The sequence below is a fragment of the Pseudomonas cerasi genome (genome assembly GCF_027983475.1).
Classification (GTDB): domain Bacteria; phylum Pseudomonadota; class Gammaproteobacteria; order Pseudomonadales; family Pseudomonadaceae; genus Aquipseudomonas; species Aquipseudomonas cerasi.
Window position 1 is genome coordinate 436240 of sequence record NZ_JAQJVM010000002.1, and the last position, 15985, is coordinate 452224.

The following is a 15985-nucleotide window of genomic DNA, read 5'->3' on the forward strand; positions in this document are numbered from 1 at the left end:
TAAGCGCAGTGGCAGGCGCTCGGTCAGCGCGCTGCCTGCGCCTGATCGGCCAGCGCTGCACTGAACGACTCGTCAAACACGCTGGCAGCAGGATAACGCTTGGTGAGCCCCGCGTTGTTGAAAAAATCGATGGTCTGCTGCGCACCGGCAACTACTTGTGCAGTGATCGGCACGACCACCACCTGAGCACGGGAAAACCAGCGCCGAGCCACCTCGGCATCGGCCTTGGTCAGCGCGGCCCAGGCGTTGGCATAGCGTTCATTGTGCTGCGGATCGCTGACCGACCAGGCGCGGGCGGCCTGCAGGCGCTGCAGGAAATCGCTGATCTGCGCACGCTTGTCCTTGATCGCCTGATCGTTGGCGACGATGAAGCTTTGCGCAGGAATCAAGCCCTCGGCAGTGGCGATAATCCGCGCGCCCTGCCGCTCCTGTTGAGTCACATAGGGTTCCCAAGTGGCAATCGCATCCACCGAGCCGCCATCCAGCGCGTGGGAGGAATCCAGTGCGCTGAGGTAGCGATATTCAACGGCATCGCGGGCGACACCTGCCTTGTCCAGTGCAGTGAGCATCAGTTGCTGGCTGAACGAACCTTTCCAGATGGCGACTTTCTTGCCCGCCAGATCCGCCACGGTCTTGATCGGCGAGTCCTTGCGCACAACGATGGCAACGCCGTCGAGGTTCTGCCGTGACACTCCAATCACCTTGATCGGAGCGCCCAGCGCGCCCATGAAGAGCGCAGGCGAATCACCCAGCAAGCCGATGTCCAGGCTGCCGACGTTCAAGGCCTCGGCGACCGGCGAGCCTGCGGTGAACTGCTTCCATTCCAGTTCGTAAGGCAAATTCTCAAGCACCCCGGCGGCTTCCATCACGGTACGCGCGCTGTAGCTCTGATCGCCGACGATCAGATTGGCCGCCTGGGTATTGAGCGAGGCCACAAGGCCCAGCGCCAGCCCCTTCAGCAAGCGTTGGCTCCAAAGGACGAGGGTCGTTGGCACAGGTACGTTCTCCACAGGCATTGGGCAAATCGAAATGATCGGCAACGACCCTAACACCCAAACAAAAATTAGCTAAATTCATTTTTGTTCTAGCCTAAGATGCAAGTTAATCATCAACAGATCGGCCGCCAGCCTGCTTCAAGCTTGCCGATCATTCAGCTCAATGCCTGACTCCAGACGCTCGCGCAGGAACTCGATGAATGCCTGCACCGGTCGCGACGCCTGACGGTGTTGCGGGTAAACTGCTGACAGCGTCAAGGGCTCGGGGCGCAGCTCGTCCAGCACCCGCACCAGGCTGCCGTCGCGCAACGCCGCGCCAACAATGAAGGTCGGCAAATAGGTGATGCCCAGCCCGGCAATCGCCGATTCCCTCAGCAACTCGCCATTATTGGCACGCATGCGCCCGCTGACATTGAGGGTCAAAGGCTTGTCGTGCCCCTGAAAACGCCATTGCGCCTGACGGCTGTGGCCATAGGGCAGGCAGTCATGGGTGTGCAGGTCTTCGGGCCTTTGTGGTGTGCCGCGCTCGGCCAGGTACGCCGGGCTGGCGCAATACACCCGGTCGATCGAGGCAATGCGCCGGGCGATCAGGCTGGAATCTTCCAGCACCCCGATACGCAGCACCACGTCGTAGCCTTCGCTGATCACATCCACCGGACGATCACTCAGGTCCACTTCCACCGCCACGTCGCGATAGCGCTGCAAAAACAGCGGTAGCAGGCATGCCAGGTGCGTAACGGCAAACGACAGCGGCGCACTCACGCGCAAGGTGCCACGCGGTTCGTTGTTCTGCCCGGCGATGCCCTGCTCCACCTGTTCCAGCTCGGCCAGCAGGCGCAGGGCGGATTCGTAGTAACTCTGCCCCAACGGCGTGACATCCAGACGTCGCGTCGAACGGTTGAGCAGGCGTACGCCCAGCCGCTCCTCCAGTTGCATCAGGCGCCGGCTGACAAACTGCTTGGACAGGCCCAGCTTGTCGGACGCGGCGGTCAGGCTGCCTGACTCCATCACCTGGCAGAACATCCGCATGTCTTCGAAAGGGTTCATATGTTACGACCTGATCAAGCGCTAATGGCGTTCGGCAAAGCGTAACGCAGCGCTGGGTACTGTCAACCTCAGCGAGACAGTTATTCATATTTCAGCTACTTATTGCGACAGTCGATAAGCCGTACTCTTGCTCCTACGTGATCGATTGCTGAATGTGCAGCGTCGATAGATGGAGAAAGAATCATGCTGACTCTTCGCAAAGCCTCTGATCGTGGTGCAGCCGACCACGGCTGGTTGAAATCCTTTCACACCTTTTCCTTTGCCGGCTATCGCAATCCGCAGGAACAGGGTTTTTCCGACCTGCTGGTGATCAACGACGACCGTGTCAGTGCAGGCAAAGGCTTCGGTCAGCATCCTCACCGGGACATGGAGATCTTTTCCTATGTGCTGGAAGGCGCGCTGGAACACAAGGATACACTGGGCACTGGCTCGGTGATTCGCCCTGGCGACGTGCAGTTGATGAGCGCCGGCACGGGTGTGGCACACAGCGAGTTCAACCATTCGCAGACCGAGGGCGTGCATTTTCTGCAGATCTGGATCGTGCCGAATGTTGCAGGCGCGGCGCCCGACTATCAGGAGAGGCATTTCAGCCCGGAGCAGAAACGCGGCCGCTTGCAACTGATCATTTCGCCCGAAGGCGAGAACGGTGCGCTCAAGGTGCGCCAGGATGCTCGAGTGTATGCCGGTCTGTTCGATGGCGATGAAAGCGCGACCCTGAAGCTGGCAGCCAACCGCTATGCCTACGTACACGTTGCCCGTGGCAGTGTGGTGCTCAACGGCGAGCAACTGGGTGAAGGGGATGGCGTGCGTGTACGCGACGAACAGATTCTGAGCCTGAGCGCAGGGGTTGACGCAGAGGTGTTGGTGTTCGACATGCGAGCAAACGAATTGCCGCAGATGCCTCGAGCCTGAAATGAAAAAACGCCGCTCTTAGAGTGGCGTTCCTTTATATAACGTTAAAACATATGGCTTAAAACGCACAAACAAAAACGCCGCTCTGTTGAGCGGCGTTTTTGTGAATTTGGAGCGGGAAACGAGACTCGAACTCGCGACCCCGACCTTGGCAAGGTCGTGCTCTACCAACTGAGCTATTCCCGCAATATGGCGTCCCCTAGGGGACTCGAACCCCTGTTACCGCCGTGAAAGGGCGGTGTCCTAGGCCACTAGACGAAGGGGACACTGCCTGAAACACAATGGTGTGTGTTTCAGTTCCAGACATCATCCGAAGACGTGTTCTGGTTTCACTCAACCCTGCCCTAAGGCAAAGCTGCTTAAAATTGGAGCGGGAAACGAGACTCGAACTCGCGACCCCGACCTTGGCAAGGTCGTGCTCTACCAACTGAGCTATTCCCGCAATGGCGTCCCCTAGGGGACTCGAACCCCTGTTACCGCCGTGAAAGGGCGGTGTCCTAGGCCACTAGACGAAGGGGACACACGTACAACATTCACTACTTATTTGCGCTACGCTGTGTGCTTTACGCTGTAAGTGGCGCGCATTCTATGGATGGATTGAGGGGTCGTCAACCCCCATGTGAAAATTTATTGAAATCAATAACTTCGATGCCGTTCTGACGCTGACCGGCTGTCGCCAGGCGCCCGGCTGATCAATCTCCCCTAATCTATATAGAAGAGAGGCCGACAAACTCCGAGAGGGACATCTATGCGCAGTAGTGCTTAGCCACTACACTCGCACTAAAACTAATTGAACGAATGAGGTTTGCACAGTGACTCCACTCATGATCACGCTGATGGTAGTAGCAGGTATCGCACTGCTCATCGCGATCGGCTACCTGAATCACGTCGCTGAAAACGGCAAACTGGAGAAGGCTCGCACCAAGGTCGAACTCGGGGATCGCCTGCGTCGCTGCAGCGAGATCACCGAAGTGTTCCCGGGTCAGCTGATGTCACCCGCCTTGAAGCTGTTGCTGACGCGGCTGGAGCTGAACGTTGTACAGCGCATGCTGAACATGGAGAAAGGCAACGCTCAGCTCAAGCACCGCATCGGCGAACTGGAACAGCAGATTGCCAAGGGCGAAGGCATCGACATACCCAACCCGGTCACACCGATCCAGACCGAAGCCAAGGCCAAGGACGTGCGTTTTCTGCTGGAAGCCCTGCATGGTCAGGTGACGCGCGCTGCACATGACGGTTTCCTGCAGACCAGCGAAGCGAAACACTGGATCCGTGAAATCCGCACGATTCTGGTCAATCTGCACATCGAGTTCTTCAACAACCTTGGCCAGACCGCACTTTCTCAGGATCAGCCAGGCCAGGCACGTCTGGCGTTCGAGCGCGGCGTACAGTATTTGCGCAACCAGCCGGACCCGGTTACTTATCAACAGCAGCTGCTGGCGATGGAAAAACAACTGGCCCGTGCCAACTCGGTAGTGCTGACCAACACCGCACCGACCGAAGACGACGACAACGCACTGACCGAAGGCCTGAAGCAGGACGACACCGAGTCGGAATGGAAGAAGAAAGTCATCTACGATTGATGACTGACCCGCCGCTGCCGGAACTGTGCTCCGGCAGCGGCAGGCCGACTGGCTCAGCAGTCGGTCGATGCCAGAAAGATAGCCGCGAGACGCTCGATCCCTGCCTGATCCCCCTCCTTGAAACGCCCCACGCTTGGACTGTCCAGGTCCAGAACGCCGATCAGACGCCCGTCCTTGATCAATGGCACCACCAACTCGCTGTTCGATGCGCTGTCGCAGGCAATGTGTCCGGGAAACTCGTGAACGTCCTCAACGCGCTGGGTTTGCCGACTCTGCGCGGCCGCCCCGCAAACGCCGCGACCGAAAGGAATGCGCACGCAGGCGATCTGCCCCTGAAACGGCCCCAGTACCAGTTCTTCATTGCGATTGAGGTAAAAGCCCGCCCAGTTCAGATCGTCGAGCTGGGTATAGAGAAACGCCGAGAACTGCGCCGCATTGGCGATGAAATCGCGCTCGTCGGCCAGCAGGGCTTCGAGCTGGGCGGCCAACAGACCGTAGCCGTCCAGGCCCGCACCGGTGTTTTGCAAATCAATCATGTGTGTTGCTCCAACAATTCAAGTCCTACCCAGTAACGTGCAAATTGATAGGCGCAGCGGCCGTTGCGATTGCCGCGCGCGGTTGCCCAGCGAATCGCGGCTTTTTCCAGGTTTTCGTCACGCTGCCACTGCAATCCGGCTTTTTGCGCCAATTGCGTGATCCAGTGTTCGACCACGTTCAGATAATGTTCCTGAGTGAACGGATAAAACGACAGCCACAGCCCGAACCGGTCAGACAAGGCGATCTTGTCTTCGACGGCCTCACTGGGGTGCAGTTCGCCGTCAACGTGCTTCCAGTCAACGTTGTCACTTTCCTTCTCGGGCACCAGGTGACGACGGTTGGAGGTCGCGTACAGCAGCACGTTGTCCGGTGCCTGCTCCAGCGAGCCGTCGAGCACACTTTTCAGTACGCGATAATCGCCCTCGCCCGACTCGAACGACAGGTCATCGCAGAACAGTACAAAGCGCTGCGGCAGCTTGTGCAGTTGTTCGACCACACGCGGCAAGTCGCCCAGATGATCACGCTCGATCTCGATCAGACGCAGGCCGGCCGGGGCGTACTCGGCCAGCAGCGCGCGGATCAAGGACGACTTGCCGGTACCGCGCGAACCCCACAGCAAGGCATGGTTGGCAGGCAGCCCATCGATAAACTGACGCGTATTGCGCCCCAACTGATCACGTTGCAGGTCGACGCCGATCAGATCGGTCAGGCGTGTATCCAGGCTCACCTGCAAAGGCATCAGGTAACCGCTGCGGCCTTCTCGCACCCAGCGCGCGGCCAGTGCCTGCGACCAGTCGACCGGCTCGCGCAGCGCTGGCAGCAAGGGTTCCAGTCGGGCCAGCACGGCGTCGGCGCGCTGCAGAAAAGCATCCAACCGAGAATCCACGGGATCTCCTTATATTTAACTGATTAGTCAGCGGTGCCGATCAGCTATGCTTGGCCGGCACCGGGCACCAGAAGTGGCAGTACTCATGGATATATCGCTCAAAAACAGGCTGTCGTTCAAGCAGGCGCGCCTGGCTGTATCGATCGGCTTCGTGCTGGGGACCTTGCTGAGCCTGTTTCAGATTGCAATCGATTATGCCAGCGAAGACGCTTCCATCAATCGTGAAATCAAGTCACTGCTGGAAATCATCCAGAACCCGGCGTCGCGCATCGCCTACAACATCGACTCCGAACTGGCCCAGGAACTCACACTCGGCCTGCTGCGCTCCCCTGCCGTGGTCAGCGCCAGGCTTACCGATAACAACGACGCCGTGCTCTCCAGCGTCGAGCGTCCGATGGCCACCGGGCGTTATCGGGTGTTCAGCGACTGGCTGTTCGGCGAAAGCCGGCAGTTTCAGGAAAAGCTGCACCTCAATCACCTGCCCAATGAAACCATCGGCACACTGTACCTGACCGTGGACACCTTCGCGTTCGGCAGCCATTTTCTGCAACGCGCTGAAATCACCCTGCTCAACGGCTTTGTCCGCAGCCTGGCGCTGGCCGGGATTCTGACCATTCTGTTTTACGCGACCCTGACCAAGCCACTGGTGAGGGTGATCCGCGAATTGAGCAGTCGCGATCCGCGCAACCCTGACCAGGGGAAAATAACCTGCCCGCCCTACCATGCCCAGGATGAAATCGGCGTGCTGGTCGAGACGTTCAACCGTCAGTTTGAAACCATGAGCAGCGAGTTTTCCAGGCGACGCGCGGCCGAGGACCGGCTGACCGACCACCTCAACGAACTGGAAAACATCGTCTCGGCGCGCACCAACGAGCTCAAGGCCAGCAACCTGCGCCTGCGCGAGTCCAATGAAGAACTGCAGATAGCGCGCAGTACCGCACTGGACATGGCTCACGCGCGCTCTGCGTTTCTGGCGCACATGAGCCATGAGATTCGCACCCCGCTCAACGGCCTGCTGGGCATGCTGGCACTGTCGCTGGACAGTCCGCTGAGTGCCGAACAGCGCCAGCAACTGATGATCGCCCACGACTCCGGCAAGGTGCTGGTCGAGCTGCTCAACGATATTCTCGACATGTCAAAGTTCGATGCCGGTCACCTGGAGATCGAACGCATTCCTTTCGACCTGGGGATGTTGATCGAGGACACCGCCAACCTGCTGTCGCAGAACGCAGCGCCCAGCGTGGAACTGACCTGCCTGATCGCCCCCGACTTCCCGGCCATGGTCACCGGCGATCCGACCAGGGTGCGACAAATCGTCAGCAACCTGCTGTCCAATGCCCTCAAATTCACCCGTTTCGGGCGTGTGGATGTGCGTCTGACTCACCATCGGGACGCCAGCTCCGGTGAAAACCGGGTGCGCATCGAAGTCCGCGACACCGGCATCGGCATTGCGCAGGACGCGCAGACCCGAATCTTCCAGCCGTTCACCCAGGCTGAAACCGCCATCACCCGCCAGTACGGCGGCACCGGACTCGGCCTGGCGCTGACCAATAACCTCTGCGAGGCCATGAATGGCACGCTGAGCATCCAGTCACAGTCCGGCTTCGGCAGCCAGTTCTGCGCCGAACTGCCGCTGCCGGTGCACGTGGCCGCGGTCACTCAGACCCCGCTCAAAGGCCGGGTGACCGTGGTCAGTTCGGCAGGCAGCGGCCTGGTGGAGCTGCTTGGCAGTCTGCTGCCGTTCTGGGGCGTCGACCTCAAGCGACGCAGCATCGACGATCGCCCGGAAGCCGTGGATCTCGACAGCAGCCCGGACCTGGTGATTACCGATTGCCCCGAGTGCCTGTTCGCGATTCGCCCCACCACGCCCGTGCCGATCCTGCTGGTAACCGCCTATGGCAACTTCATGCCTGGCGAACAGGTCGCCGCCCTGGCCCCGCTGCAACAGCAGGCCCGGCCATTGGCGCGCAACGCGCTTTACCACACACTGCGGCGCATACTGGGCCAGGAAGAAACGGGCCTCAAGGACACACAGGCGCTCGAACACACTGCGCCACGTCTGGCGCGGGTGTTACTGGTGGAGGACAACCCGGTCAATCAACTGGTCGCCAAGGGCATCCTCGGCAAGCTGGGTTGCGAAGTGATCATCAGCAGCCACGGCGGCGAAGCCCTGGAACAGCTGGAGCAGGGCCATTTCGACCTGGTATTGATGGACTGCAACATGCCGGTCATGGACGGCTATGAAGCCAGCCGCCAGATCCGCAGCAGTGGCCGCTGGCCGAACCTGCCGATCGTCGCCCTTACCGCCAATGCCATGCCCGATGAACGCGAGCGCTGCAAGGCGGCGGGCATGAATGACTATCTGGCCAAGCCGTTCCGGCGTGCCGAACTGGTCAGCATTCTGGATCAGTGGATACCCATTACCGGCATCGACTGAAGACTCAACGCAACAGCGCCTCGATGTCTCCCGTCAGTTCCTCGGGCTTGGTCAGTGGCGCAAAACGTTTGACCAGCCGGCCATCCTGGCCAATCAGGAACTTGGTGAAATTCCACTTGATGCGCTCCGTACCCAGCAAACCGGGAGCCTGCTGCTTGAGCTGCACGAACAATGGATGGGCCTGCTCGCCGTTCACATCAATCTTCTTGAACAGCGGGAAGCTAACGCCGTAGTTCAGCTCGCAAAAGCCGGAAATCGCTCCCTCGTCGCCTGGCTCCTGCTTGCCGAACTGGTTGCAGGGAAAGCCCAGCACCACCAGCCCCTGATCCCGATAGTCCTGCCAGAGCTTCTCCAGCCCCTTGTATTGAGGGGTAAAGCCACATTTGCTGGCGGTATTGACCACCAGCAACGCCTTGCCGGAAAAATCAGCGAGGGTTTTCTGTTCGCCCTTGATCGTCGTGACCGGGATGCTCAGCAGGTTTTCACTCATCAAAGGAGGCCTCGATACTGAAATTGGAACAGGGCGGTGACTGAATCTGCAAGGCGTCTAGGTGCGTGGCACCAGATCCAGGCATACCGAATTGATGCAATAACGCAGGCCGGTGGGTGGCGGTCCATCCGGAAACACGTGGCCCAGGTGCGCATCACATTTGGCGCAGACCACTTCGGTACGAATCATGCCGTGGCTCATATCGCGAACCTCGACCACCGCACTGCCCTCGAGCGGCGCATAGAAGCTGGGCCAGCCGCAGCCTGAATCGAACTTGGTGGTGGAATCAAACAGCGGCTCATTGCAGCAAATGCAGTGATAGATGCCGTCGGTCTTTGTCTCGTTGTACTTGCCGGAGAACGGCCGCTCGGTGCCTTTCAGACGGCAGACGTTGTACTGCTCCGGGTCGAGCATCTGTTTCCACTCTTCCAGCGTTTTCTGCAACTTTTCCACAGGTACACCTCCGAATTCGAAAAACCCTGATCTGTACCTTTTCCGCAGATCAGGTGGCACGTATCATTGCGCCAGGTCAGACGTCAGTCTGGCACCCGCGTTTGTCGTACACAAACCCATTTTCATGGCGAATGTAGCGACCTTCATTGCAAGCCGGCGACAGCTCGTCCATTTTCGGGATCATCACCATGCAGTTCAACAAATCGAACAAGCTCGCAAACGTCTGCTATGACATTCGCGGGCCAGTGCTCAAGCACGCCAAACGCCTGGAAGAGGAAGGCCATCGCATCCTCAAGCTGAACATCGGCAACCCGGCACCGTTTGGTTTCGAGGCGCCGGACGAAATCCTGCAGGACGTGATCCGCAACTTGCCGACTGCGCAGGGCTACAGCGACTCCAAGGGCCTGTTCAGCGCCCGCAAGGCGGTAATGCAGTATTACCAGCAGAAGCAGGTCGAAGGCGTCGGCATCGAAGACATCTACCTGGGCAACGGCGTGTCCGAGCTGATCGTGATGTCGATGCAGGCGCTGCTCAACAATGGCGACGAAGTGCTGGTTCCGGCCCCCGACTATCCGCTGTGGACCGCTGCTGTCGCCTTGTCCGGTGGCAGCCCGGTGCATTATCTGTGCGACGAGCAGGCCAACTGGTGGCCGGATCTTGAAGACATCAAGGCCAAGATCACCCCGAACACCAAGGCGATGGTCATCATCAACCCGAACAACCCGACGGGTGCGGTGTACTCGCGCGAAGTACTGCTGGGCATGCTGGAGCTGGCTCGCCAGCATAATCTGGTGGTGTTCTCCGACGAAATCTACGACAAGATCCTCTATGACGACGCAGTGCACATCTGCACCGCCTCGCTGGCACCGGACCTGCTGTGTCTGACCTTCAACGGTCTGTCCAAGTCGTATCGGGTTGCGGGCTTCCGTTCCGGCTGGATCGCCATTTCCGGGCCGAAACACAACGCGCAGAGCTACATCGAAGGCATCGACATTCTGGCCAACATGCGCCTGTGTGCCAACGTACCGAGCCAGCACGCCATTCAGACTGCACTGGGCGGCTATCAGAGTATCAACGACCTGATTCTTCCTCCTGGCCGCCTGCTGGAACAGCGCAACCGCACCTGGGAACTGCTCAACGACATTCCCGGTGTCAGCTGCGTGAAGCCGATGGGCGCGCTGTATGCGTTCCCGCGCATTGACCCGAAGGTCTGCCCGATCCTCAACGACGAGAAGTTCGTCCTCGACCTGCTGCTTTCCGAGAAGCTACTGGTGGTTCAGGGTACTGCGTTCAATTGGCCGTACCCTGACCACTTCCGCGTCGTGACCCTGCCCCGCGTCGATGAGCTGGAGCAGGCCATTGGTCGCATCGGCAATTTCCTGAAGGGTTATCGGCAGTAAACAGCCAGAGCCCTCTCGCCTGACCTCTCTGCCCCGACCCGCTCGGGGCAGTTTATTTCTGTCTGCCCGAAACAGTATGAACCTCCTGCCGTAACCGCTTCAGGCATCGACCACTCTGGCTCAGGCGCCGTTCAGCCTTGCGGGATTAGCATTGATTGCGACCAGAGGACACAGTTTGAAATAGTCCCTCTGTTGAATAGCAGCAAGCATCACCTTATATACCCGGCATCGAGTTACATATTTACCTGAGGAGAACGTTTCGACCATGATGCGCATTTTGCTGTTTTTGGCCACTAACCTTGCGGTCGTGCTGATTGCCAGCATCACCCTGAGCCTTTTTGGCTTCAATGGGTTCATGGCGGCCAACGGGGTTGATCTGAACCTCAATCAGCTGCTGGTTTTCTGCGCTGTGTTCGGTTTCGCGGGCTCGCTGTTCTCGCTGTTCATCTCCAAGTGGATGGCGAAGATGAGCACCGGTACTCAGATCATCAGCCAGCCTCGCACCCGCCATGAGCAATGGTTGCTGCAGACCGTGGAACAACTGTCCCGCGACGCGGGCATCAAGATGCCGGAAGTCGGTATTTTCCCGGCGTACGAAGCCAATGCGTTCGCCACGGGCTGGAACAAGAACGATGCACTGGTCGCGGTCAGCCAGGGCCTGCTCGAGCGCTTTTCGCCGGATGAGGTGAAAGCCGTACTGGCGCACGAAATCGGCCATGTTGCCAACGGCGACATGGTGACGCTGGCGCTGGTGCAGGGTGTGGTGAACACCTTCGTGATGTTCTTCGCCCGCATCATCGGTAATTTCGTCGACAAGGTGATCTTCAAGACTGAAAACGGTCAGGGCATCGCTTACTACATCACGACGATCTTTGCCGAGCTGGTACTGGGCTTTCTGGCCAGCGCCATCGTCATGTGGTTCTCGCGCAAACGCGAATTCCGCGCTGACGATGCCGGTGCGCGACTGGCGGGTACGGGTGCCATGATCGGTGCGCTGCAACGCCTGCGCTCCGAACAGGGCGTACCGGTGAACATGCCCGACAGCCTGACTGCCTTCGGTATCAACGCCGGCCTCAAGAAAGGCCTCGCCGGCCTGTTCATGAGCCACCCGCCGCTGGAGCAACGCATCGAGGCCCTGCGCCGCCGCGGTTGAATCAGATGGTCGCACCCACGCTCCGCGTGAGACGCTGGTTTTTCTTTGTCAGGGGAAATGAGGCTCGACTCAGGTCACCTTTTCGCCCCTCGGCGACCTACTTTGATGGGGCCAAAGTAGGCAAATCCCCTCGCTCCTGTTTCCGGCCCGACTTCGTCGGGTTCCTTCGCCCTGTCACTGATCCGGGGGTCGCCGCAACGGGCCATCCATGGCCCGGTGCGGCTAACTCGGCGTCCTGCCGAGTTACCCCCGGATCAGCGCCAGGACTCAGCCGTCACTAACGTCGCAATTTGCGTCGTCAGTGCGATCGCGATAAAAAAGCGCTTTTGTGTGCAGTGACTATGGACAAGGCATGACGTTGTGCTGCCTCCAAGAATTGACTCAACGCACAGCAACGGAAGTGAGAGTCGGGAGGCCTGCGCTCTCAGAGTCACAGACGCTCCAACACATAAACATGCTCATCCATACGCTCCAATCCGGCCTTCAACCCCCTGGCACTGCTGTGCAGCGTATCCTGCCCACCAACCTTGGTGACCTCCCAGTTCCCTGACATGACCCTGTGCAGCCATGTGTGCGGCACGGAGAAGGGCGGGCCTTCGAGCAGGGTCTGATCGTATTCCAGGGTGATCAGCAAACCACTGCACGTCTGCGGCATCAGCGCTTCAAGCTGCCGCACATAGCGTTCACGCATGTCCGCTGGCAAAGCGATCATCGCGGCGCGGTCGTAAAACGCCGCGCAGTGACCGATATCGCGCACAGTCAGCGCGAAGAAATCACCGCACCAGATTTCGATACCCGGCGCAGCGTAGACCTTGAAGTCGCCATGTGACGTAATGTGCGGCCGCTCACTACGCTCAGTGAAATAGCTCTCTACCGCCGCCTCGGAGAGCTCGGCGCCCACCACATGATACCCCTGCCCCCTCAGCCAGCTCATGTCCTGGCTCTTGCCACATAACGGCACCAGAACCCGCGCTCCTGGCGCAACATTCAACGAGGACCAATATTGTTGCAGGTCCTTATTGACCTCTGACTGGTGAAAGCCGATCTGCCCGGCACCCCAGCGCTGCAGCCAAAAATCCGCCTGCATGAAACCTCCTGAAAATTCGATAAAAAAGCGCCAGAACTTATATTAGATTTAGATCATAAAAATGACCGACTATGAGTCATCCCTCTATTCTGGAGCTTTAAATGTTCCCCAGCCTGTTTATTTCCCATGGCTCCCCCATGCTGGCGCTGGAACCCGGCGAAAGCGGCCCGGCCCTGAAGCGACTGGCTGCCAGCCTGCCGCGGCCTCGCGCCATCGTGATGGTGTCTGCCCACTGGGAAAGTCATGAACTGATCGTCAACGGCAATCCACAACCCGAGACATGGCATGACTTCGGTGGCTTTCCGCCCGAATTGTTTGCAGTTCAGTACCCGGCGCAAGGGCTGCCGGAGCTGACGCGCGAGGTGGTTGAACTGCTTGCCGCCAGTAACCTGCCTGCACGCATCGACAGCAGACGTCCCTTCGACCACGGCGTCTGGGTGCCGTTGTCGCTTATGTACCCGGACGCCGATATTCCGGTGGTGCAGGTTTCGCTGCCCAGCCGCCAGGGGCCGCAATTGCAGACCCGCGTGGGCCGGGCACTGGCCAGCCTGCGTGAACAGGGTGTGCTGATCATCGGTTCAGGCAGCATCACGCATAACCTGCGCGACCTTGACTGGAACGCCGGCCCCGAAAGTATCGAGCCCTGGGCTGCAGCCTTTCGTGACTGGATGATCGACAAGCTACAAGACGACGATGAAGCCGCACTGCACGACTACCGCAGCCTGGCTCCTCATGCGGCCAGAGCGCACCCCAGTGACGAACACCTGCTACCGCTGTATTTCGCACGCGGCGCTGGCGGTGCCTTCGGCATTGCCTATCAGGGCTTCACCATGGGCGCGCTAGGGATGGATATCTACCGCTTCGATTGATCCCGAAAGCATCCGACTGCCCGAATTCGAAGCAAAAAAATCCCCGAACCAGTCGGGGATTTTTTATTGGCCGATCAGCTCAAGAGCCGATCAGTCTTCGCGATAGCGACGCAGCTTGAGCTGCTTGCCAGCAACGCGGGTGTCCTTGAGTTTGGTCAGCAGACGCTCAAGACCATCTTCCGGCAGTTCGACCAGGCTGAAGCTGTCACGAACCTGGATACGGCCGATCGCTTCGCGGGCCAGGCCGCCTTCGTTGAGAATGGCACCCAGCAGGTTCTTGGCAGCGATACCATCACGCGCACCCAGCGCGGTACGGCAACGAGCACGGCCTTCGGCCAATGGAACCGGCGCACGACGCTCACGCTCAGGACGATCACCACGGTCGCTGCTGCGCTCTGGACGATCACCGCGCGGGGCGTTGTTCGGAACCAGTGGACGCTCGCGCTCGATGGCTGCCAGGGTCAGTGCCTGACCGTTGGTAGCCTTGCGCAGCAGTGCAGCGGCAAGGGCACGAGGGCTGCAGCCGATGTCGGCAGTCAGACGATCGAGCAGATCACCGTGAGTCGATTCGGCATCAGCGACCAGTGGCGACAGGCTGTTGGTCAGTTTCTTGATGCGTGCATCCAGAACGGCCTGGGCATCCGGCAGGCGGACTTCCGCAACCTTCTGACCGGTAACACGCTCGATCACTTGCAGCATGCGGCGCTCACGAGGCGTCACCAGCAGCAGTGCGCGACCTTCGCGACCGGCACGACCGGTACGGCCGATACGGTGAACGTAGGACTCTGGATCGTACGGCATGTCCACGTTGAACACGTGGGTAATACGCGGAACGTCAAGGCCACGGGCAGCAACGTCGGTCGCCACAACGATGTCCAGACGGCCATCCTTGAGGGATTCGATAACGCGCTCGCGCTGGTTCTGGGCGATGTCGCCGTTCAGTGCGGCAGCCTTGTAGCCTTTGGCTTCAAGGGCGCTGGCCAGATCCAGGGTCGCCTGCTTGGTGCGGACGAACATGATCAGGGCGTCGAAGTCTTCGACTTCCAGCAGGCTCAGTACGGCCGAGGTCTTCTGGTCAGCGTGAACCAGCAGGTGAGCCTGCTCGATCGCGGTAACGGTCTGGGTCTTGGTCTGGATCTTGACGTGCTTCGGATCGCGCAGATGGCGTTCGGCGATGGCACGGATCGACTGTGGCAGCGTGGCCGAGAACAGTACGGTCTGACGGGACTCAGGCATGGCCTTGAAGATGACTTCGAGGTCGTCCATGAAGCCCAGTTTGAGCATTTCGTCCGCTTCGTCGAGAACCAGATGGTTCACGGTCGCCAGGACTTTCTCGTCACGACGCAGGTGGTCGCAGAGACGGCCCGGGGTAGCGACGACGATTTGTGCGCCGTTGCGGATAGCCTTGAGCTGAGGGCCCATCGGCGCGCCGCCGTAGACCGCTACAACGGTCACGCCCGGCATTTGTTTTGCGTAGGTCTCGAACGCGGTGGCAACCTGAAGTGCCAGTTCGCGGGTCGGGGCCAGGATCAGTGCTTGCGGCTCGCGCTTGCTCGGGTCGATACGATGCAGGATAGGCAGTGCGAACGCGGCGGTTTTACCCGTACCGGTTTGCGCCTGACCAATCATGTCGTGACCGGCGAGAATAATCGGGATCGATTGCTGCTGAATGGCCGAAGGCTCTTCGTAGCCAGTGGCGACGACTGCTGCAACGATATTGGGATGAAGTTCGAGAGCGGCGAAGCCGCCGATTTCCTGGGTCATGGGTCTGCCTCTAGTGCATCCGCAAAGACCCATGCTTCAAAGCTGCGCGTGCCGTGTACGACCTTGAGGTCACCCTGGCTGCTTTGTCGGCGGGGATTTGCGAAAACGTTTGATGAATGGATCGTCCAGGCTAGTCCGTTGTGCGAACAAGCAACCGAAGCTGGCTTCGGGGAACTGCAATACCTTGACGAGGGCCGTGTTAAGGCCGGCGCGCACTATACCGGAAATACGCACCTTAGTGAGTCTTTTTTTACGAAACGTTGCGCCATTCTTGAGCGGCGACAGGCCCTGAGGCCGGGCAGAAGGCCGCCTGATCGGGGCGCGGGCCCGAGATTGCGGGCATTACTGCTTAAACGTTTAACCTATTCCTGC

Annotated in this window: 14 protein-coding genes and 4 tRNA genes; 6 read left to right on the forward strand and 12 right to left on the reverse strand. The window is 59.4% G+C overall.

The window, feature by feature from the left end; genetic code table 11:
- Positions 1–23 precede the first annotated feature (23 nt).
- Both PI739_RS11105 and PI739_RS11110 read right to left on the reverse strand, forming a co-directional pair.
- A complete protein-coding gene (locus PI739_RS11105; protein ID WP_177343144.1) occupies positions 24–1016 on the reverse strand; it encodes an ABC transporter substrate-binding protein in 993 nt (330 codons plus the stop codon).
- Positions 1017–1133: 117 nt separating this feature from the next.
- Entirely contained in the window at positions 1134–2042 is a 909-nt protein-coding gene (locus PI739_RS11110) for a LysR family transcriptional regulator (RefSeq protein WP_054080860.1), read from the reverse strand.
- Positions 2043–2225: 183 nt separating this feature from the next.
- Here PI739_RS11110 and PI739_RS11115 point away from each other — a divergent pair, with 183 nt between their 5' ends.
- Complete coding sequence (locus tag PI739_RS11115) at positions 2226–2954, forward strand: pirin family protein (protein ID WP_003369800.1); 729 nt, start codon at positions 2226–2228, stop codon at positions 2952–2954.
- Positions 2955–3064: 110 nt separating this feature from the next.
- On the opposite strand, the gene PI739_RS11120 is transcribed toward PI739_RS11115, so the two are convergent.
- The 4 genes from PI739_RS11120 to PI739_RS11135 form a co-directional block, all read right to left on the reverse strand.
- A tRNA-Gly gene (locus PI739_RS11120) sits at positions 3065–3140 on the reverse strand.
- A 4-nt stretch (positions 3141–3144) separates the two neighbouring features.
- Positions 3145–3220, reverse strand: a tRNA-Glu gene (locus tag PI739_RS11125).
- 100 nt (positions 3221–3320) lie between these two features.
- Positions 3321–3396: transfer RNA gene (locus tag PI739_RS11130), tRNA-Gly, on the reverse strand.
- 2 nt (positions 3397–3398) lie between these two features.
- Positions 3399–3474 (reverse strand) — tRNA-Glu (locus PI739_RS11135).
- 304 nt (positions 3475–3778) lie between these two features.
- Here PI739_RS11135 and PI739_RS11140 point away from each other — a divergent pair.
- Positions 3779–4537 carry a hypothetical protein gene (locus tag PI739_RS11140; protein ID WP_054081671.1) on the forward strand — a complete coding sequence of 253 codons (759 nt, stop codon included), beginning with the start codon at positions 3779–3781 and terminating at the stop codon, positions 4535–4537.
- A 53-nt stretch (positions 4538–4590) separates the two neighbouring features.
- Here the strand turns inward: PI739_RS11140 and PI739_RS11145 are convergent, their stop codons facing one another.
- Positions 4591–5073 (reverse strand): free L-methionine (R)-S-oxide reductase MsrC, encoded by a 483-nt coding sequence (locus PI739_RS11145; RefSeq protein WP_003369796.1) that lies wholly within the window; start codon positions 5071–5073, stop codon positions 4591–4593.
- Positions 5070–5960 (reverse strand): ATP-binding protein, encoded by an 891-nt coding sequence (locus PI739_RS11150; protein ID WP_003418057.1) that lies wholly within the window; start codon positions 5958–5960, stop codon positions 5070–5072. The genes PI739_RS11145 and PI739_RS11150 overlap by 4 nt, the downstream gene beginning before the upstream one ends.
- An 85-nt stretch (positions 5961–6045) precedes the next feature.
- On the opposite strand from PI739_RS11150, the gene PI739_RS11155 reads away from it, so the two are divergent.
- On the forward strand, positions 6046–8397 hold the full coding sequence (locus PI739_RS11155) for a hybrid sensor histidine kinase/response regulator (protein ID WP_003369790.1): 2352 nt from the start codon (positions 6046–6048) through the stop codon (positions 8395–8397).
- Between the two features lie 4 nt (positions 8398–8401).
- On the opposite strand, the gene PI739_RS11160 is transcribed toward PI739_RS11155, so the two are convergent.
- Together PI739_RS11160 and msrB are read right to left on the reverse strand one after the other, a co-directional pair.
- Positions 8402–8887, reverse strand: coding sequence for a glutathione peroxidase (locus PI739_RS11160; RefSeq protein ID WP_003369788.1), 486 nt, complete (start codon positions 8885–8887; stop codon positions 8402–8404).
- A gap of 57 nt (positions 8888–8944) precedes the next feature.
- Complete coding sequence (gene msrB, locus PI739_RS11165; protein WP_003434456.1) at positions 8945–9340, reverse strand: peptide-methionine (R)-S-oxide reductase MsrB; 396 nt, start codon at positions 9338–9340, stop codon at positions 8945–8947.
- 188 nt (positions 9341–9528) lie between these two features.
- Here msrB and PI739_RS11170 point away from each other — a divergent pair, with 188 nt between their 5' ends.
- Together PI739_RS11170 and htpX are read left to right on the forward strand one after the other, a co-directional pair.
- Positions 9529–10740 carry a pyridoxal phosphate-dependent aminotransferase gene (locus PI739_RS11170; RefSeq protein ID WP_003314686.1) on the forward strand — a complete coding sequence of 404 codons (1212 nt, stop codon included), beginning with the start codon at positions 9529–9531 and terminating at the stop codon, positions 10738–10740.
- A 265-nt stretch (positions 10741–11005) separates the two neighbouring features.
- A complete protein-coding gene (gene htpX / locus PI739_RS11175) occupies positions 11006–11893 on the forward strand; it encodes a protease HtpX (RefSeq protein WP_003369784.1) in 888 nt (295 codons plus the stop codon).
- Positions 11894–12323: 430 nt separating this feature from the next.
- Here htpX and PI739_RS11180 read toward each other — a convergent pair whose 3' ends face one another.
- Complete coding sequence (locus PI739_RS11180; protein WP_054080859.1) at positions 12324–12980, reverse strand: thiopurine S-methyltransferase; 657 nt, start codon at positions 12978–12980, stop codon at positions 12324–12326.
- A gap of 101 nt (positions 12981–13081) precedes the next feature.
- Here PI739_RS11180 and PI739_RS11185 point away from each other — a divergent pair, with 101 nt between their 5' ends.
- Entirely contained in the window at positions 13082–13849 is a 768-nt protein-coding gene (locus tag PI739_RS11185; RefSeq protein WP_003369780.1) for a DODA-type extradiol aromatic ring-opening family dioxygenase, read from the forward strand.
- Positions 13850–13939: 90 nt separating this feature from the next.
- On the opposite strand, the gene PI739_RS11190 is transcribed toward PI739_RS11185, so the two are convergent.
- On the reverse strand, positions 13940–15646 hold the full coding sequence (locus PI739_RS11190; RefSeq protein ID WP_170846046.1) for a DEAD/DEAH box helicase: 1707 nt from the start codon (positions 15644–15646) through the stop codon (positions 13940–13942).
- Positions 15647–15985 lie beyond the last annotated feature (339 nt).